At 40.8% G+C, this 15,724-nt stretch carries 13 protein-coding genes; 3 read left to right on the top strand and 10 right to left on the bottom strand.

What is annotated here, in order from left to right; translation table 11 throughout:
* Positions 1-15 precede the first annotated feature (15 nt).
* On the top strand, positions 16-780 hold the full coding sequence (locus BLR11_RS06480) for an ATP-binding cassette domain-containing protein (protein ID WP_091649663.1): 765 nt from the start codon (positions 16-18) through the stop codon (positions 778-780).
* A 1-nt stretch (position 781) separates the two neighbouring features.
* Positions 782-1,522 carry an ABC transporter ATP-binding protein gene (locus BLR11_RS06485; RefSeq protein ID WP_091649666.1) on the top strand — a complete coding sequence of 247 codons (741 nt, stop codon included), beginning with the start codon at positions 782-784 and terminating at the stop codon, positions 1,520-1,522.
* Positions 1,523-1,681: 159 nt separating this feature from the next.
* On the opposite strand, the gene BLR11_RS06490 is transcribed toward BLR11_RS06485, so the two are convergent.
* Genes BLR11_RS06490 through BLR11_RS06500 form a run of 3 tightly spaced genes read right to left on the bottom strand, consistent with a single transcriptional unit; the run spans position 1,682 to position 3,615 of the window.
* A complete protein-coding gene (locus tag BLR11_RS06490) occupies positions 1,682-2,119 on the bottom strand; it encodes a Fur family transcriptional regulator (RefSeq protein WP_091649668.1) in 438 nt (145 codons plus the stop codon).
* A gap of 4 nt (positions 2,120-2,123) precedes the next feature.
* Positions 2,124-2,945 (bottom strand): metal ABC transporter permease, encoded by an 822-nt coding sequence (locus tag BLR11_RS06495; protein WP_091649671.1) that lies wholly within the window; start codon positions 2,943-2,945, stop codon positions 2,124-2,126.
* Positions 2,938-3,615, bottom strand: a complete 678-nt coding sequence (locus tag BLR11_RS06500) for a metal ABC transporter ATP-binding protein (RefSeq protein WP_091649673.1) — start codon at positions 3,613-3,615, stop codon at positions 2,938-2,940. Before BLR11_RS06500 ends, BLR11_RS06495 begins: the two co-directional genes overlap by 8 nt.
* Positions 3,616-3,731: 116 nt before the next feature.
* Between BLR11_RS06500 and BLR11_RS06505 the strand changes: the two genes are divergently transcribed.
* Positions 3,732-4,673, top strand: coding sequence for a metal ABC transporter solute-binding protein, Zn/Mn family (locus BLR11_RS06505; protein ID WP_091649676.1), 942 nt, complete (start codon positions 3,732-3,734; stop codon positions 4,671-4,673).
* On the opposite strand, the gene BLR11_RS06510 is transcribed toward BLR11_RS06505, so the two are convergent.
* The 7 genes from BLR11_RS06510 to BLR11_RS06540 form a co-directional block, all read right to left on the bottom strand.
* Positions 4,664-7,774: an efflux RND transporter permease subunit gene (locus tag BLR11_RS06510; protein WP_091649677.1), complete on the bottom strand. Its 3,111-nt coding sequence runs from the start codon at positions 7,772-7,774 to the stop codon at positions 4,664-4,666. The genes BLR11_RS06505 and BLR11_RS06510 overlap by 10 nt on opposite strands.
* Before the next feature lie 53 nt (positions 7,775-7,827).
* A complete protein-coding gene (locus BLR11_RS06515; protein ID WP_091649680.1) occupies positions 7,828-10,953 on the bottom strand; it encodes an efflux RND transporter permease subunit in 3,126 nt (1,041 codons plus the stop codon).
* A gap of 19 nt (positions 10,954-10,972) precedes the next feature.
* Positions 10,973-12,133 (bottom strand): efflux RND transporter periplasmic adaptor subunit, encoded by a 1,161-nt coding sequence (locus BLR11_RS06520; protein WP_091649684.1) that lies wholly within the window; start codon positions 12,131-12,133, stop codon positions 10,973-10,975.
* Positions 12,134-12,387: 254 nt separating this feature from the next.
* Positions 12,388-12,672, bottom strand: coding sequence for a ferredoxin family protein (locus BLR11_RS06525; protein ID WP_091649686.1), 285 nt, complete (start codon positions 12,670-12,672; stop codon positions 12,388-12,390).
* Between the two features lies 1 nt (position 12,673).
* Positions 12,674-13,966 (bottom strand): FAD-dependent oxidoreductase, encoded by a 1,293-nt coding sequence (locus BLR11_RS06530; RefSeq protein ID WP_091649690.1) that lies wholly within the window; start codon positions 13,964-13,966, stop codon positions 12,674-12,676.
* Between the two features lie 104 nt (positions 13,967-14,070).
* Positions 14,071-14,796, bottom strand: coding sequence for a ubiquinone/menaquinone biosynthesis methyltransferase (locus tag BLR11_RS06535; RefSeq protein WP_091649692.1), 726 nt, complete (start codon positions 14,794-14,796; stop codon positions 14,071-14,073).
* Entirely contained in the window at positions 14,789-15,724 is a 936-nt protein-coding gene (locus BLR11_RS06540; protein WP_091649694.1) for a prenyltransferase, read from the bottom strand. The genes BLR11_RS06535 and BLR11_RS06540 overlap by 8 nt, the downstream gene beginning before the upstream one ends.

Genomic DNA, 15,724 nt, shown 5'->3' on the forward strand with positions numbered 1-15,724 from the left:
GAAGTATACCTAACAATGTCTACCATATTATCGTTTCAAGACGTAACTGTCACCAATGGAAATAGAATCTTATTAGATGCGCTCCGATTTACTGTCTGTAAAGGAGAAATTCTTGTTATTGTCGGTGAATCAGGAAGCGGCAAAACAACACTGTTAAAAGCTGCCAGCGGTATGATTTCACCTCCACTGCAGCTACTGGGAGAGGTTTGTTACAAGGGACATACATTGCAGTCATCCGACTGGCAAAAAATATACGGGTATGAATTGTCGATACTATTTCAAAATGCATTATCTTCTTTTTGTCCTGTACAAACCATCCAAACTCAATTATGGGACGCCGTACGTCTTACAGGGAAAATGAATCATTCGGAATTTACGGAAATTGTAAAAAAACGTGCCGTAATGCTAGGACTTCCCGAGGAAAGTCTACACAAGTATCCGATTACGTTTTCCGGTGGCATGATTCAAAGAGCTGAACTTTTATTCCCCCTTATTATGCCTCCTCATCTGCTGCTGGCGGATGAACCAACATCTGCAGTGGACAGTTTAACACAACAAAAAATTGCGGATGCACTACTGCGTCTGCGCCGTTATCATCAAACGGCGATTATCTTTGTTACACATGATATCCGCTTGGCTCGTTATATGGCAGACACACTGCTTGTTCTCAAGCAAGGTCATTTGATCGAATACGGCAAAGCCAGCAGTGTGATCGGAAATCCACAACAACCGTATACAAAAGAGTTGTTGTTCTTGGCCGGAATACGAAAGGACTTCTAATATGCTGCTCACTGTTAAAAATTTAACAAAAACGTATTATCAATATAAACCGATACAAGCGTTAGATCACATTTCTTTCCAGATGGATGCCGGAGAAATAATTGCTGTAATCGGTGAAAGCGGTTCAGGCAAAAGCACGTTAGCACAATGTTTATGTCGTTTTATAAATAGCGACGAGGGTGAAATTTTTTTTGATGGACAAGATATCACTCATATTTCTGAACAACACTGCAAAAAAATATATAGCCAGATGCAAATGGTTTTTCAAAATCCCATTGAATCCTTTCATCCACGCAAAACCTTGCGAAAAAGTATCATTGCCGGACCTCAAAATTTTCATATTCATATAAGTCAAGCAGCATGGCATCAACTTGTCGAAGAAGTACAACTGAATACTTCTTTTTTAGACCGTTATCCCCATCAAATCAGTGGAGGAGAATGCCAACGAGCAGCATTACTACGGGCATTATGCATTAATCCAAAGCTTCTTGTTTGTGACGAAGTAACCAGTGCGCTCGATGTAAGCACACAAGGAAAAATTGCAGACCTTATCAAAAGCATATGCTGCAGCCATCACATTGCATGTCTTTTCATTACACATGATCTTTGTCTAGCCCGCTGGATCAGCACTAAAACGATGGTACTGCATAATGGCAGGCTAATTGAAAACGGTCCTACAGAGAAAATTTTTACAAATCCGCAGGAAAACTACACAAAAGAATTATTATCTTCACGTATATAACATACGATTTTCTTTAACTGCCGTACATTATATATATTACAGTAAAAACACGATATAAGTCTCAACATACATAAATCACGCGCAGCGAATATTTCTTCGCTGCGCGTGATGTATGATAGATACAGAAAAATAAAAACTTACAAAAAATGGCTTATCCCGCTATTTCATAATTTTTCTGCATTCCGGACAATACCCATAGATTTCAAGATGATGCCCGACAATTTGAAAATCTGTTTTCGCTGCAATCTGCTTTTCCAAATCAGACAAAGGACACGGTGAAATATCAACAGTCTTATGACAGCGCAAGCAAATCAAGTGGTGTGTATGCCCTACATGGCATACAGAAAAAACATTTTTCTGCGTACCGGGAAAAAAAGATTTTTCCACAAGACCTTTTTCAACAAACAGTTCCAAAACGCGATATATCGTAGAAAAATTCACAGTTTCTCCCTGTTGAACGGCAGTTTGATAAATTTCTTCTGCCGACAATATTCCATCATGAGTTAACAGAATTTCCCATACCAAATTACGGGGCCGCGTACTTTTAATACCATGTTGATGCAAATATTCACGATGATCTTCTAACGAACATGCCATACTTTCACATCCTTTCTATATCAGTATGATGTCCAGCTAACCGGATTTGTTGAAACGCCATAACCATCATCAAAAGAAGAACAGAAGCAATCGCCGTTACCCCGCCAGGCGCCGCATCTATCCAATAAGAAACAAAAAGTCCTGCAAGAATATCAATAAAACTAAACAGCACCGATAACTGCAATGTTCTTCGGAAGCCCCGCTGCAACTGCAGTGCTGTCGCTACGGGTAATGCAATTAATGAACTAATAACTAAAATTCCAACAATTCGAATAGAAACAGAAATTGTTGCCGCTACAAGTACCGCAAATATATAGTTAATAATCTGACTTTTTACTCCGGCAATTTTTGCTCCATCTTCATCAAAAGTCAGAAAAACCAATTGAGGATAAAGCCGTAAAATAAGAAAAATGGAAATAATGCTGAGAATAAAAACAGACCAGACATCTTCGCGCGAAACAGTAAGTATACTTCCAAACAGAAAAGATTCCACATTTGCATGGACCAAGCCGGAACTAATAATTGTAATAGCAATACCCACCGATAAAGACAATACAATTACTAAAATAAGTTCGGCGTAACGACGAAATCGTCGACGCAAAGCTTCTATTACTACGCCAAAAAAAGACGTAAGGCAAAAAGCGCTAAGAATCGGATTTATATTCAATAATAGTCCCACAGCTACTCCGGCTAAAGAAGCATGTGCCAAGGAATCACCAATCATGGAATATCGCCGCAGCACTAAAAACATTCCAATCAAGGGACATACCACAGATATTAATACCGCTACAATAAAAGCATTTTGTATAAACGCATATTCAAACATAAGCTTCACTTCCTGTATTTTCGGATACATATTCACGGATGTATTCTTCCGGTGAACAAAGATGACCACTGCCGCCGGCAACATGATACATCTGCTTGGAATTTCGAATAGCGGCACGCAGATTATGTTCCACTGTAATAATGGTGATACCGTGTTCTTGATTAAGGCTCTTCAAAAATGGATATAACTCGCTTTGACTTTTTACATCAATCCCGGTCGACGGTTCATCAAGAATAATAAGATCTGGGTGTCCCATGAGCGCTCTTGCAATAAAAACTTTTTGGCATTGTCCGCCGGAAAGGGTTCCGATAAGAGATTCTTCGTATCCTTTCATTCCCATCAACTCCAAATAATGGTTAATACAATCTTTATCCTTAATATGCAGCACCTTCCGATAACAATTCAGGACCTCCCGAACTGTAATAGGAAATTGACTATTCAACGATTCAAAACGCTGTGGCACATAAGCGGTCCGCGTAAAATCGTTACGCAAAGACCCTTTCACTGGTTTCAAAAGGCCTAGCAGCAATTTAACAAATGTGCTCTTACCACTGCCATTCTCACCGACAATAGAAATATAATCCCCATTTTTTATCATAAGATTCAAATCCCGGAGAAGATACGGACTTCCGGTCTCATAGGCATAATATACATGTTCCAGCAAAATCATGGTATGTTCTCCCTCCCAATGCATAAATCCTTATTTTCTTGACATCTTGCGTAACATATTATATCCTATTTTAAAGCGCAAATGCAAGTTGTTCGCATTTAGAGAGAAGGGATTTCTTGAAACGCATAGTATATGCCTTACTATTTATTTTTTCTCTGTTTCTATTAACTTCCTGTACACTAGAAAAGGCCCCCTTTTCGGAAGCCTCCTCAAATAACCAAAAATTGCAAGTTGTCGTTTCGTTTAATGCCATGCGCGAATTAGCAGAAGCTATAGGCGGAAATAAAATAGAAATTAAAACTATCATCCCCGACGGTGTAGAGCCGCACGATTTTGAGCCTAAAGCATCTGATGTAACAGCACTTTCCACTGCCTCTGTTTTTATTATCAATGGATTTGGTATGGAACAATCATGGGCGGAAAAAGCAATTAAAACCGCAGGAAACAAAAACTTGCTGTTCGTCATTGCCTCAAATGGAGCCACCCCCATTTATGATACTGCCGCTTCCGCTTTTTGGAATAGCCAATCTCAGCGTCACGACATAGATCCACATATCTGGCTTAGTCTACAAGGAGCCAAATGGGAAGCCAAGAATATCCATAACGCGTTCATAAAAGCAGACCCGGCAAATAAAGCGTACTACGATGCGAACTATGATGCGTTTTCCGCCAAGATAGATTATTTGTATACCGACTATAAAACAAAATTCGACCAAAGTCCGTCCAAGGTATTTGTTACTGGTCACGCTGCGTTTTCTTATATGGCACGTGACTTCGGGCTGCAGCAGAACAGCCTGGAAAATGTTTTTGCCTCTGGTGAACCAAGTGCCCGCCGCCTAAAAGAACTTGCTGATTTTTGCTTAAATCATCATATCTCAACAATTTTTGTAGAAGATATGGAAAGTCCCAAAATTTCCCAGACACTCGCACACGAAGTAGGCGCTAACGTAGAAGGTATTTATACATTAGAAAGTTCCAACGGCAGCAAAACGTATTTACAAACACAAAAGGAAAATTTAGAAAAAATATATCAAAGCCTATCCACCGGTCATTTATAACGTCTTACTACGTTTTCAACAACGACAAATAATATAGGTATAAGGAATATTCCTATGGCAGTTGCCGCCAACATTCCCCCAACAACAGCCGTTCCCATAGAGGTACGTGCCCCCGCACCTGCCCCAGACGCCAGCATAAGAGGCAGACAACCAATAATAAAAGCGAGTGAAGTCATAATAATCGGGCGTAACCTCAACTGGGCCGCTTCAATGGCAGCTTGCTCTAATTTCATGCCTTGATCAACTCGTACTTTTGCAAATTCTACGATTAAAATAGCATTTTTAGCAGCCAGACCAATCAGCATAATCAACCCAATTTGCATATAAATACTATTTTCCTGTCCCGTGAGATATTGGAACAAAAACGCGCCAAAAACTCCTGAGGGAATAGCCAATAACACAGCAAATGGCACACTCCAGCTTTCATATAAAGCTGCCAGACAGAGAAACGCAAACAAAAGCGCCATCCCAAACACAATCGGAGTTCGCCCTGCCGATTGCTGTTCTTCCCGGCTTTGACCAGTCCATTCATAGGTATATCCATCCGGCAACGTTTCTTTTGCGACTTCGGACAATGCCTCCATAGCTTGTCCTGAACTGTAGCCACCGGCTTGTGTCCCGCTTATTTTAGCTGCTTGTACACCATTAAATCGAGTAATAACAGCCGGTGCCAGTACTTTTTTCATTGTAACCAGTGTGTTAAGCGGTATCATATCTCCATTACTACTTTTGACAAATAAGTAACGCAGGGCATCGGTATTACTTCTATACGGACTTTCCGCTTGAACGATAACCTTGTAGTTCCGTCCAAATCTCGTAAAATCATTCACTTCATCAGCACCTAAAAAAACCTGCAAAGTGGAAAAAATATCATCTACCGATACTCCCAGAATCTCTGCTTTCTGGCGATCTACATCAAATCGATAACTAGGTGTTGATGTACTGAAATTAGAAGATACCGCTCCAATTTCCTTACGTTTTTTAGCCTGTTCAACAAATTGCGTCGCTACTTTATCTAAATCAGTCAGTGTTCCTCCATTTCGATCTTCTATCATAAGTGAAAATCCGCCGACTGAACCCAATCCGGGCAGTGCCGGTGGATTAAATACCGCTACATTTCCTTCCAAGAAAGATGACGCATCGGCTAATGTATCTTGTATCTCCGATTTGACTTGTAATGCAGGAGAAGTTCGCTCTGACCAAGGTGTTAATGCTACAAAAAGTTCTCCCGTATTTGTTTTGGAAGATCCTGTCAAAAGATCTGTTCCCGCCAAGGTCATAACTTGTGTAACTCCCGGCTGTTTTTGAATCATTTCAGAAATATGATCCATTGCATGAATCGTACGGGTCAAACTAGCTCCCTCCGGCAGCGTAACTCCCACCATATAATATCCTTGATCTTCTTCTGGTACTAAGGAGCTGGGAACAACGCGATATAGTAATCCGGTAACAGCCAAGATACCCACTAAAAACAACATACACAGTTTCGCTTTAGGGATTAAATGCTGTATTTCTTTGCCATAGCGAATCGTAGTCATTCTTAAATATTCATTAAAAGATTTAAAAAATCGCTTCAATATACTCTGCTTCTCTGATTCACGAACCGGTTTCAAGATAAGTGCGCAAAGTGCCGGTGTAAGTGATAATGCTACAAATGCCGATAATCCCATAGAAATAGCAATAGTCAAAGCAAACTGCTTATACAATACCCCCATAATGCCGCCAAAAAATGCTACGGGTAAAAATACCGAAGCCAAAACAAACGCGATTGCAATAACCGGTCCGGATACTTCCTTCATGGCTTGTACCGTTGCTTCCCGTGGACTCATGTGATCGTCTTTAATATGTCGTTCAACAGCTTCAATAACTACAATTGCATCATCCACCACCAACCCAATCGCCAAGACCATGGCAAATAATGTCAGTGTATTAATTGTAAATCCTAGAAACGTAAAAGCTGTAAATGTACCAATCAACGATACCGGTACTGCCAAAAGAGGAATAAGCGTAGCTCTCCAGCTTTGTAAAAATAAATATACTACTAAAACAACGAGTGCCAGTGCTTCTAAAAATGTCCGGCATACTTCGAGAATAGATTCATAAATAAACTTAGTATTATCAATGGTAATGGCATAATCCATATCAGTCGGAAATTTATCCTTGGCATTTTTCAATAACTCTTTGATTTTCCCAATTGTATCCAATGAATTAGCATCGCTGTTTAATTTAATAGAAAAGCCAGCACTGGCATGCCCATTTTGTTTAGAATCATAAATATAATCCCGGCTTCCCATTTCGACCTTGGCAATATCTTTCAACCGTACCGCCGCACCCGTTGGTTTTGCCATAATAATAATATTGCCAAACTCTTTTGCATCTATAAGTCTGCCTTGCACACGTACGGTATACTCAAAAGCCTGTTTTGTTTCTGTCGGCATTTTTCCCAAAGAACCTGCAGGGGCTTGGACATTTTGACTTTCAATAGCTGAAATAACATCACTCGTCGACACACCCAGTTTCGCCATTTTTTCCGGCTGAAGCCATACCCGCATGCTGTAATCCGCACCAAATGCAGACACTTCACCGACACCTTTAATGCGTTTAATGTCATCGAGCAAATAAAGATTTCCGTAATTTTCTAAAAATTTAGCATCATATGTATTATTTGGAGAATACAAGGTAAACGTCAGTGCGCTATCATCTGACGATTTCGTTGTGGAAATCCCCTGCGTTTGAACCGAATCAGGCAAAGATGCCTTAACCTCCGATACGCGGTTTTGTGTTTGAACAGAGTCCATATCCGAATTTGTCCCAGTTTCAAATTGCACATTCAGTGTATAAAACCCCGTATCCGTACTCGTAGACGTCATAGACTCCATACCATCTACCCCATTGACTTGTTCTTCTATTACTTGTGCTACGGTGTCATTAATAACCTCGGCATTAGCACCTTGGTATTTGGTACTGACGGAAATCGTAGGTGGGGAAATATTAGGATATTGCGCCACCGACAATCCCACTGCCGATACAATTCCCAAAAGCACGATAATGATAGACACTACAATAGCAAAAATAGGTCGATTTATAAAAAATTTAGCCATGTTTCTCCTCATATTTGCTTCATCACGTTAAATTTGAATTTTTATATATTTTTTTATTGTTTATGCCAAAAGTGGAATTTCCCCGTTTTCTTTTCAATAACTACAAATAAAGTAGGAATGAGAAAAATTCCGATTGTTGTTGCCGCAAACATGCCACCGACGACAGCAGTTCCCATAGAGGTACGTGCTCCGGCTCCAGCACCACTTGCCAACATCAAAGGCAAGCAGCCAATAATAAATGTCAATGAAGTCATAATAATGGGACGCACTCGTAACTGTGCCGCTTCTACCGCAGCCTGGGATGCCTTCATTCCCTGATCCACGCGTATTTTGGCAAATTCCACAATAAGGATTGCATTTTTAGCCGCTAAGCCGACAAGCATTACCAATCCAATTTGCATGTATATGCTGTCCTCCAGACCACGCAGATATTGAAAGAAAAAAGCTCCAAATATACCCGCCGGTATAGCTAATAAAACAGCAAAAGGAACACTCCAACTCTCATATAAAGCAGCTAAGCAAAGAAAAGCAAACAGAAAGGCAAGCCCAAATAAAATAGGAGCTTTAGATGAAGATTTTTGTTCTTCTCGACTTTGTCCGGACCATTCATACGTATACCCTTGCGGCAGCGTCTGAGCTGCAACTTCTTCTAAGGCTTTCATTGCCTGCCCGGAACTGTATCCAGGCGCCTGACTTCCATTAATTCGTGCCGCCTTTACGCCGTTGAAGCGGCTGATTACAGAAGGGGCATACACCTTCTTAGGAGTAATCAACGTATTGAGCGGCACCATATCACCATTTGCATTTTTTACATGCAAATACTGTAAAGCATTCACATCTCCGCGAAACATACCATCTGCTTGAACAGCCACTTTATAGTTACGTCCAAACAGGGTAAAATCATTCACTTCATTTCCTCCCAGAAAAACCTGCAATGTAGAGAATATATCACTGATAGATACACCTAATACTTTGGCCTTATCCCTATCTATGTCATATTCGTATCCCGGTGTGCTGGCTTTAAAGTTAGAAGAAATCCGGCCAATCTCCGGTCGTTTCTGTGCCGCTGCGATAAACTGCTGCGATACAGCATCTAAATTATTCAATGTTCCACCGGCCCGATCTTCCAGCATGAGCGAAAAACCGCCAACTGCACCCAATCCCGGCAATGCTGGTGGATTAAGCGCCAATAATGTCCCCTCCTGTAAATGTCTTCCACTCATCATCGTTTTTCCTATCTCAGATTGAACACTTACATCACTGCTTTTTCGTTCTTCCCATGGCTTGAGCGAGACAAACACCACTCCGGCACTAGATTTATTACCGCCTCCCAACAAATCCATGCCAGTCAGCGCCATAACTTGAGCGACTCCCGGCTGCTGCTGTATCATTTTTGAAACCTTTTCTACCGCTTCTTTTGTACGTCCTAAGCTGGAAGCTTCTGGTAAATTTATCGCGACAATATACCTGCCCTGATCTTCTTCCGGTATAAAGCTAGTCGGAACTAATTTATATAAAACCCCGCTGAAAATAACTAAAAATATAAGAAAACAGATACTTAACTTAGTTTTAAGCATAGACTGACGTAGGAATATTCCATATTTTTCTATATACGCTGCAAGCTTACCATTAAATTTTTTAAAAAACCGGCCAAGTACACTTATCTCAGAAATCGGCTGATATGGTCGAAGAAGTTTTACGCATAAAGCAGGTGTCAAGGATAATGCAACTAATGCGGACAATCCCATAGAAACAACAATAGTCAAAGCAAACTGACGATATAAAATTCCTGTCATCCCTTGAAAAAACGCAACCGGTAAAAATACGGAAGTCAATACACAGGCAATAGCCACAATAGGACCCGATACCTCTTTCATAGCCAAACAAGTGGCATCATGAGGATTTAAATGATCATATCGCATATGATGTTCTACCGCTTCTATGACAACGATAGCATCATCTACTACTAACCCAATTGCCAAAACCAGTGCAAACAGTGTCAGCGTATTGATATTAAATCGCAAGATGATAAATGCCGCAAACGTTCCAATAAGGGATACCGGTATCGCCAGCAGTGGAATAAGCGTAGCCCGCCAATTTTGTAAAAATAAAAAAACAATCAAAACGACCAGCATCAACGCTTCCACAAAAGTCTTACTCACTTCCAGCATAGATTCTCGAATAAACTTTGTATTATCAACAGATACAACATAATCCATATCCGGCGGAAAATCTTTTTTTGCATTTTCCAAATACGTTTTTACCTCATCAATAGACTTCAACGTATTCGCCTTGCTATTTAAAAGAATTGCAAAACCAGCACTTTCATTACCATTTTGTTCGGTAATGTTAGTATAGTTTTCACTACCCATTTCAATTTTTGCAATATCTTTCAAATAAACAATGGACCCATCTGATTTTGCCAAAACAATTAATTTACCAAATTGAGCTGCATCAGACAATCGTCCTTTTATACGCGCTGTAAATTGAAGTGCTTGTTTGTCATCCGCCGGCCGAGCTCCTAAGGCACCTGTCGGTGCCTCTAAATTTTGTTTTTGTATGGCTGCTACCACATCGCTAGTAGATACTCCTAATTTTGCCATTTTATCCGGTTGGAGCCATACACGCATACTATAATCAGCACCAAAGGCATTGACATCACCAACTCCATCAATGCGCTTCAACCCATCAACAAGGTATAAACTGCCATAATTTTTCAAAAATTTTGCATCATAGGTATGATTGGGAGAATATAATTGAAAAACAAAAGCCATATCTTCCGATGAATTTCTGCTAGCAATTCCTTTTTGTTGTACCGTTGTTGGCAAAGAAGGCTCTGCTGACGACACTCGATCTTGGACTTGTACAGCTGCCACATTGGGATCTTTGCCCGCTTCAAATTGAATCCGCAGTTTATACGACCCATCATCGGCCACAGTTCCCGTCATATTGTCCATTCCGTCAACACCATTTACCTCTTGTTCTATGACCTGTGCCACAGAATCATTGACAACCTCGGCATTGGCACCCTGATAGGAAGTACTGATAGAAACAGTCGGCGGCGTTATTTTAGGATATTGTGCAATAGACAAATTCAAAATAGATACAATTCCCAAAAGAACAATAATAACGGACAGTACAATAGCAAAAACAGGCCGTTCAATAAAAAATTTAGCCATGCTTACTCCTCACTTCTGTTTATGTATTACTGAATTCATCTGCAGTAACAAATGTAGGTTCTACCATACTGCCATCTTTAATTTTATCTACCCCATCGACGACAACAGACTCTCCTGCTTTTACTCCATCATCAATAATAACCATATTCCCGACCTTAGGTCCTAATTTCACTTTTCTTGTTTCAATTGTATTATCTGCCTTAATGATATATACAAAAGAACTATCCAATAAATCTTTTACCGATTGCTGCGGCACTAATACAGCATTTTTTCGTATTTCTCCTGTTGCAATAATTTTAGCAAACATCCCCGGTATCAAAAAGTGCTGTGGATTATCAAATACAGCTTTTATCGTCAATGTACCCGTATCACTGCCAATTCCTTTATCAATCGCATCAATTTTCCCCCGCAGCGGATATTCACTGCCGTTACTCAAAATTAACTTTAAATTACTTTTGAAATCTTCCGGCAGAGACGCCTGTCCGTTTTGTGCCAGAGTAATATATTCATTTTCACTGATGGTATACTGTACCCATATCGGATCCAAAGAAGATACGGTCGCCAAAGTCGATGATCCTGCTGAAACGTATTGTCCTACGCTTAAATCATTAACATCAATACGCCCATCTACAGGAGATAAAATCAATGTATCTTGTTCATCTTCCATCGCTTCATTAAGTGCTGCCTGATCCGAGTCAACCGTAGCCTGATCTTCTTCCGCCTGCGCTTCATAGGAGTCTACCGTTTGCTGTGCTATTCCTTGGACTTGTGCTAACATCTTATATCGTTCCAGATCTCGCTGTGTACTCCGTAACGCGGCTGTATCTTTTGACAAAGTTCCTTTGACGGCATTAATTTTAGATTGATATTGTTTATCATCAATTTGAAAAAGAGGCTGTCCTTTATACACCACGTCTCCGCCTTTAACCATCTTGTTTATGATATTTCCCGATATCTTAGACATAATGGAAACTTCATTTTTAGACGCTACTTTTCCAACAAATTCATAGGTCACCGGAGTATCCTTCGCTTCTACCTTCATGGCTTTCACTTCTACTGCCTGCGGCCTTTTAGGTATGTGAGAATTAAACAGTATCCCCGACTTAGCTATTCCTATGCCGGCTGCCATAATAAATATTATAATTCCAAAACATACTTTTCTGGATGGTTTTTTTAACATAATATTCCCCCTGTATGTGATGTGTTCATCACAGCATTATGTATAAATATATAGCGGTTTGCTTGCATTTACTGTTATTATACGTAGTTAATATATACGTAGTCAATATACTGCAATTATGTTACGTTATTGTTACGCTATTATCACATTTTTGTGACAATAACTATAAAAAAAGAAGAACTCGGCAATAAAGTGCCCGAATTCTTCTTTTTTTATTTCAACACACAGTCCCATCACATCTACTGAAAATTTTCTTATCCCTGATGAAATTCTACGCCATATCCAGATTCCGGATATTCCCAGCTTTTAATAACTTTTCCATGAGACAATACTCGGCAAGTCCCGCATTCCAAGCACCCTTCGTGACTGAAAACAAGCTTCCCATTTTCGTATTTGTATAATTCGGCAGGACAAGCTTTTACAATACGCATAATTTCTTTTTCATCAGTAAAATCTTCATTAATGATGATATGGGATTTTTCCTCATTTGTGGTAAACTTGAGAGTCCCCAGCTTATCATCAATGCTCATTTTTGCCATATTAGAACGCCTCCAATGCTTTAGAACCAAGATCAACCAAGCCTGCTAACCCGCCATTCTTAGCCAGAACCATCATAGCAATCATCGGAATCGCCATCGGTGTTCTGCCATCAACAGTAAGCAGTTCAGATGCAAATTCATCTGCCATTTTAGGAATATCATTAAATACCGCATGACATTCAAGCAAACTTGGGAAGTTCTGGTACATCTTTAATTCCTTTAGTACAAAGCTATCTTCAAGCAAGGTTTTGTAACAAGCAAGTCCACCGGCAGAAAAATCTTCTTTTGCTTTTGCTTTGATAACCGCTTCAGCCGCCAGCCGGCCGGATTCAATAGCAAAATCCATACCACGTACAGTATACCCAAGGTTAATAACGAAAGCAGCTGCGTCCCCAACTAAAAGAACGCCGTCTTTAACCAATTCCGGCACCATCTTATAGCCGCCTTCTGTCACCAAATGAGCAGAATATTCTTGTAATTTACTACCAGCAATCAACGGTTTAATCACCGGATGATTCTTAACACGTTCTACCATATCTGGCACACTGGTATCCACACGACCAATATCACTTATGGTCGTAACGATTCCAAGAGAAATACTGTCTTTATTAGTATATAAGAAGGCCCCTCCCAGGTTGCCGCATGTCGGATCACCCGCCATCATCATAGCAGTTCCCTCTCCGTCCGCAACTCCGAATCGTTCATTAATCACCTGTGGATCCAAAGCGATAACTTCCTTAACACCCACCGCTACTTGCGTCGGATCAAGTTCTTCTTTCATTCCCAATTTCTGAGCCAGCAGAGAGTTAACTCCATCAGCTAAAATAACCACATCACCAAATACTTCTTCACCGCCGCAGGAAATACCAATCGCTTTTCCATCTTTCATGATAATATCCTCTACGAGAAGTCCCGTAGCAACCATGGCACCGGCTTCTTCAGCTTTATCGGCCAGCCATTTATCAAATTTGGCACGCAGCACGGAGTAAGAGGCACATGGCTGCGCACCTAATTTTCCTGAGCTGTATTCAATCGTCATAGCGGTTTCTTCCGTCATTAGAGCAATGCGCTCTTTGACAATTTTACGTTCTATAGGCGCTTCTTCTGCAAAATTCGGAATCAGCTTTTCTAAGCTATGACCATAAAGGCGGCCGCCGCTGGAATTCTTGGCACCGCAAAATTTGCCGCGCTCTACAACCATAACATCCAGACCCGCCTGGGCCATTGCATAGGCCGCAGATAATCCTGCCAAGCCGCCACCTACGACAATGGCATCAAACTTTTCTTCACTCATAGTCTTATCCTCCTTGATTTTACGATTAATATCAATCAACCGTTGACATTATAAATCCGCAGTATAATCAGGTTTCTTTTTATCTCTACAGCGTATATACTTTCTTACATAGTTACTACATCATTTTTTACAGCATATGGTTTTTGTCCCCAGTGCAATACGCAGGCTCCGAACAAACGGCTTTTATAACCTGCTTCCACCAGTCCAACATTACAAAATAATGTTAAAAGCTGATCCCTGCGCAAAAAGTTCCGTGTCGACTGCCACAACCATTGATACTCTTTATGATGACCAAACCCACCTCCTAAAACAGGCATGATCATACGAAAATATATATCATAAAAAGGCTGGACCCACGGAGAATCAGGAACAAAGGAATCTAAACAATATACCCATCCGCCAGGGCAAACAACTCGTCTCATTTCCTGCAGCACCCGTTCATAATCAGACGTATTTCTAAGACCAAAAGAAATACAAGCAGCTGAAAAACTATTATCAGCAAAAGGAAGTTTCATTGCATCCCCCTCCTGCCAGACAAGGTTAGTTAACATCCGGCCCTTTTCCTGTGCTATTGTCAGCATCGCCGGGGAAAAATCCAGTCCTGTGATTTGCAAATCCGGTCGCCTTGCTGCCAAAGCAATCGCAATATCACCGGTACCGCTGCATACATCCAGCACCGCTCCTGCTGCACTTTTTAAAACCGCATCAACCAGAAGTTTTTTCCAGCTCTTTTCCAATCCCAGACTAATACGGCGATTTCCGCTGTCATAAGAATGAGAAATATGCTGAAACACCTGAAACACCCGATCTCGTTTTGATACCTCAGCCATAAATACTCGCTCCCATCAATACGCAAAAGCCCAGCGTAATGATATACGCACCGTTACCGAATACATTGGCTCGAAGAATTCCTTTCATCTGTACGACACGCTGTCCGGGGGGCAAACTTGAAGTAAGTAAAAACCTAAATATCTTATGCGCCGATACTGCCATCAGCATGGGACAAATAATTCCCCAGAAGCCCACCAACCATACCGGCAGTATACAGAGAAACATTATCCATAGTACCGTCACTATATGATACAACCGTACAGCATGTTCATATCCCAAAAGAACAGGCAGTGTTTTTCGTTTAGCTTCACTATCTTTTACAATATCACAAATATTGTTAGTCATCATAATGAGGCCAATCCCTAGAACAAACGGCAAAGCTGCAAATAATACAATCCAGTGAAAATCCCCTGTAATTGCTGCTAAAATTCCCAAAGGAATCAATCCGCCCATGACAAGTCCCGATACCAATTCTCCCACCGGCAAATAAGAAAGCGGAAAAGGTCCTCCCGAATAAAAAATGACAGCAGCTCCGCCGGCAACACCAACTATAATAGGTGCAATGCCGGCAGTCAGCAGCACTGGCATGACCACCAGCACCGCCACTCCCAAATACATTACTGCCAGCAATAACGCATGTGCCGGATTTAGATTTTCATACACCAGTACTGCATCGTCAGTTTCTACGTAATCTGCCGCACTATCGGCACCTTTAACATAATCAAAAAAATCATTAAACGTATTTACGGAGGACTGCATCAATATACACGCACACAAAAGCAGTATGCCTACTATAATATGCAATTGGTATCCTGCCAGTACACAATACAGTTCTCCAAACAAAGCCGGACAAATCGAAGCAGGCCAAGTATGAGGCGCTGCCAACCGTAATGCCAGCTTGGGTGTGAGCACATTCCGTTGTTCCAT

Source organism: Megasphaera paucivorans (genome assembly GCF_900103535.1).
GTDB lineage: Bacteria > Bacillota > Negativicutes > Veillonellales > Megasphaeraceae > Megasphaera_A > Megasphaera_A paucivorans.

Bases quoted from the DNA above. Each gene is read 5' to 3' on its own strand.
- BLR11_RS06515 (WP_091649680.1), bottom strand. From the start codon at position 10,953: ATGGCTAAATTTTTTATTGAACGGCCTGTTTTTGCTATTGTACTGTCC.
- BLR11_RS06480 (WP_091649663.1), top strand. From the start codon at position 16: ATGTCTACCATATTATCGTTTCAAGACGTAACTGTCACCAATGGAAAT.
- BLR11_RS06510 (WP_091649677.1), bottom strand. From the start codon at position 7,774: ATGGCTAAATTTTTTATAAATCGACCTATTTTTGCTATTGTAGTGTCT.
- BLR11_RS06520 (WP_091649684.1), bottom strand. From the start codon at position 12,133: ATGTTAAAAAAACCATCCAGAAAAGTATGTTTTGGAATTATAATATTT.
- BLR11_RS06525 (WP_091649686.1), bottom strand. From the start codon at position 12,672: ATGGCAAAAATGAGCATTGATGATAAGCTGGGGACTCTCAAGTTTACC.
- BLR11_RS06535 (WP_091649692.1), bottom strand. From the start codon at position 14,796: ATGGCTGAGGTATCAAAACGAGATCGGGTGTTTCAGGTGTTTCAGCAT.
- BLR11_RS06490 (WP_091649668.1), bottom strand. From the start codon at position 2,119: ATGGCATGTTCGTTAGAAGATCATCGTGAATATTTGCATCAACATGGT.
- BLR11_RS06530 (WP_091649690.1), bottom strand. From the start codon at position 13,966: ATGAGTGAAGAAAAGTTTGATGCCATTGTCGTAGGTGGCGGCTTGGCA.
- BLR11_RS06485 (WP_091649666.1), top strand. From the start codon at position 782: ATGCTGCTCACTGTTAAAAATTTAACAAAAACGTATTATCAATATAAA.
- BLR11_RS06540 (WP_091649694.1), bottom strand. From the start codon at position 15,724: ATGGAACAACGGAATGTGCTCACACCCAAGCTGGCATTACGGTTGGCA.
- BLR11_RS06495 (WP_091649671.1), bottom strand. From the start codon at position 2,945: ATGTTTGAATATGCGTTTATACAAAATGCTTTTATTGTAGCGGTATTA.
- BLR11_RS06500 (WP_091649673.1), bottom strand. From the start codon at position 3,615: ATGATTTTGCTGGAACATGTATATTATGCCTATGAGACCGGAAGTCCG.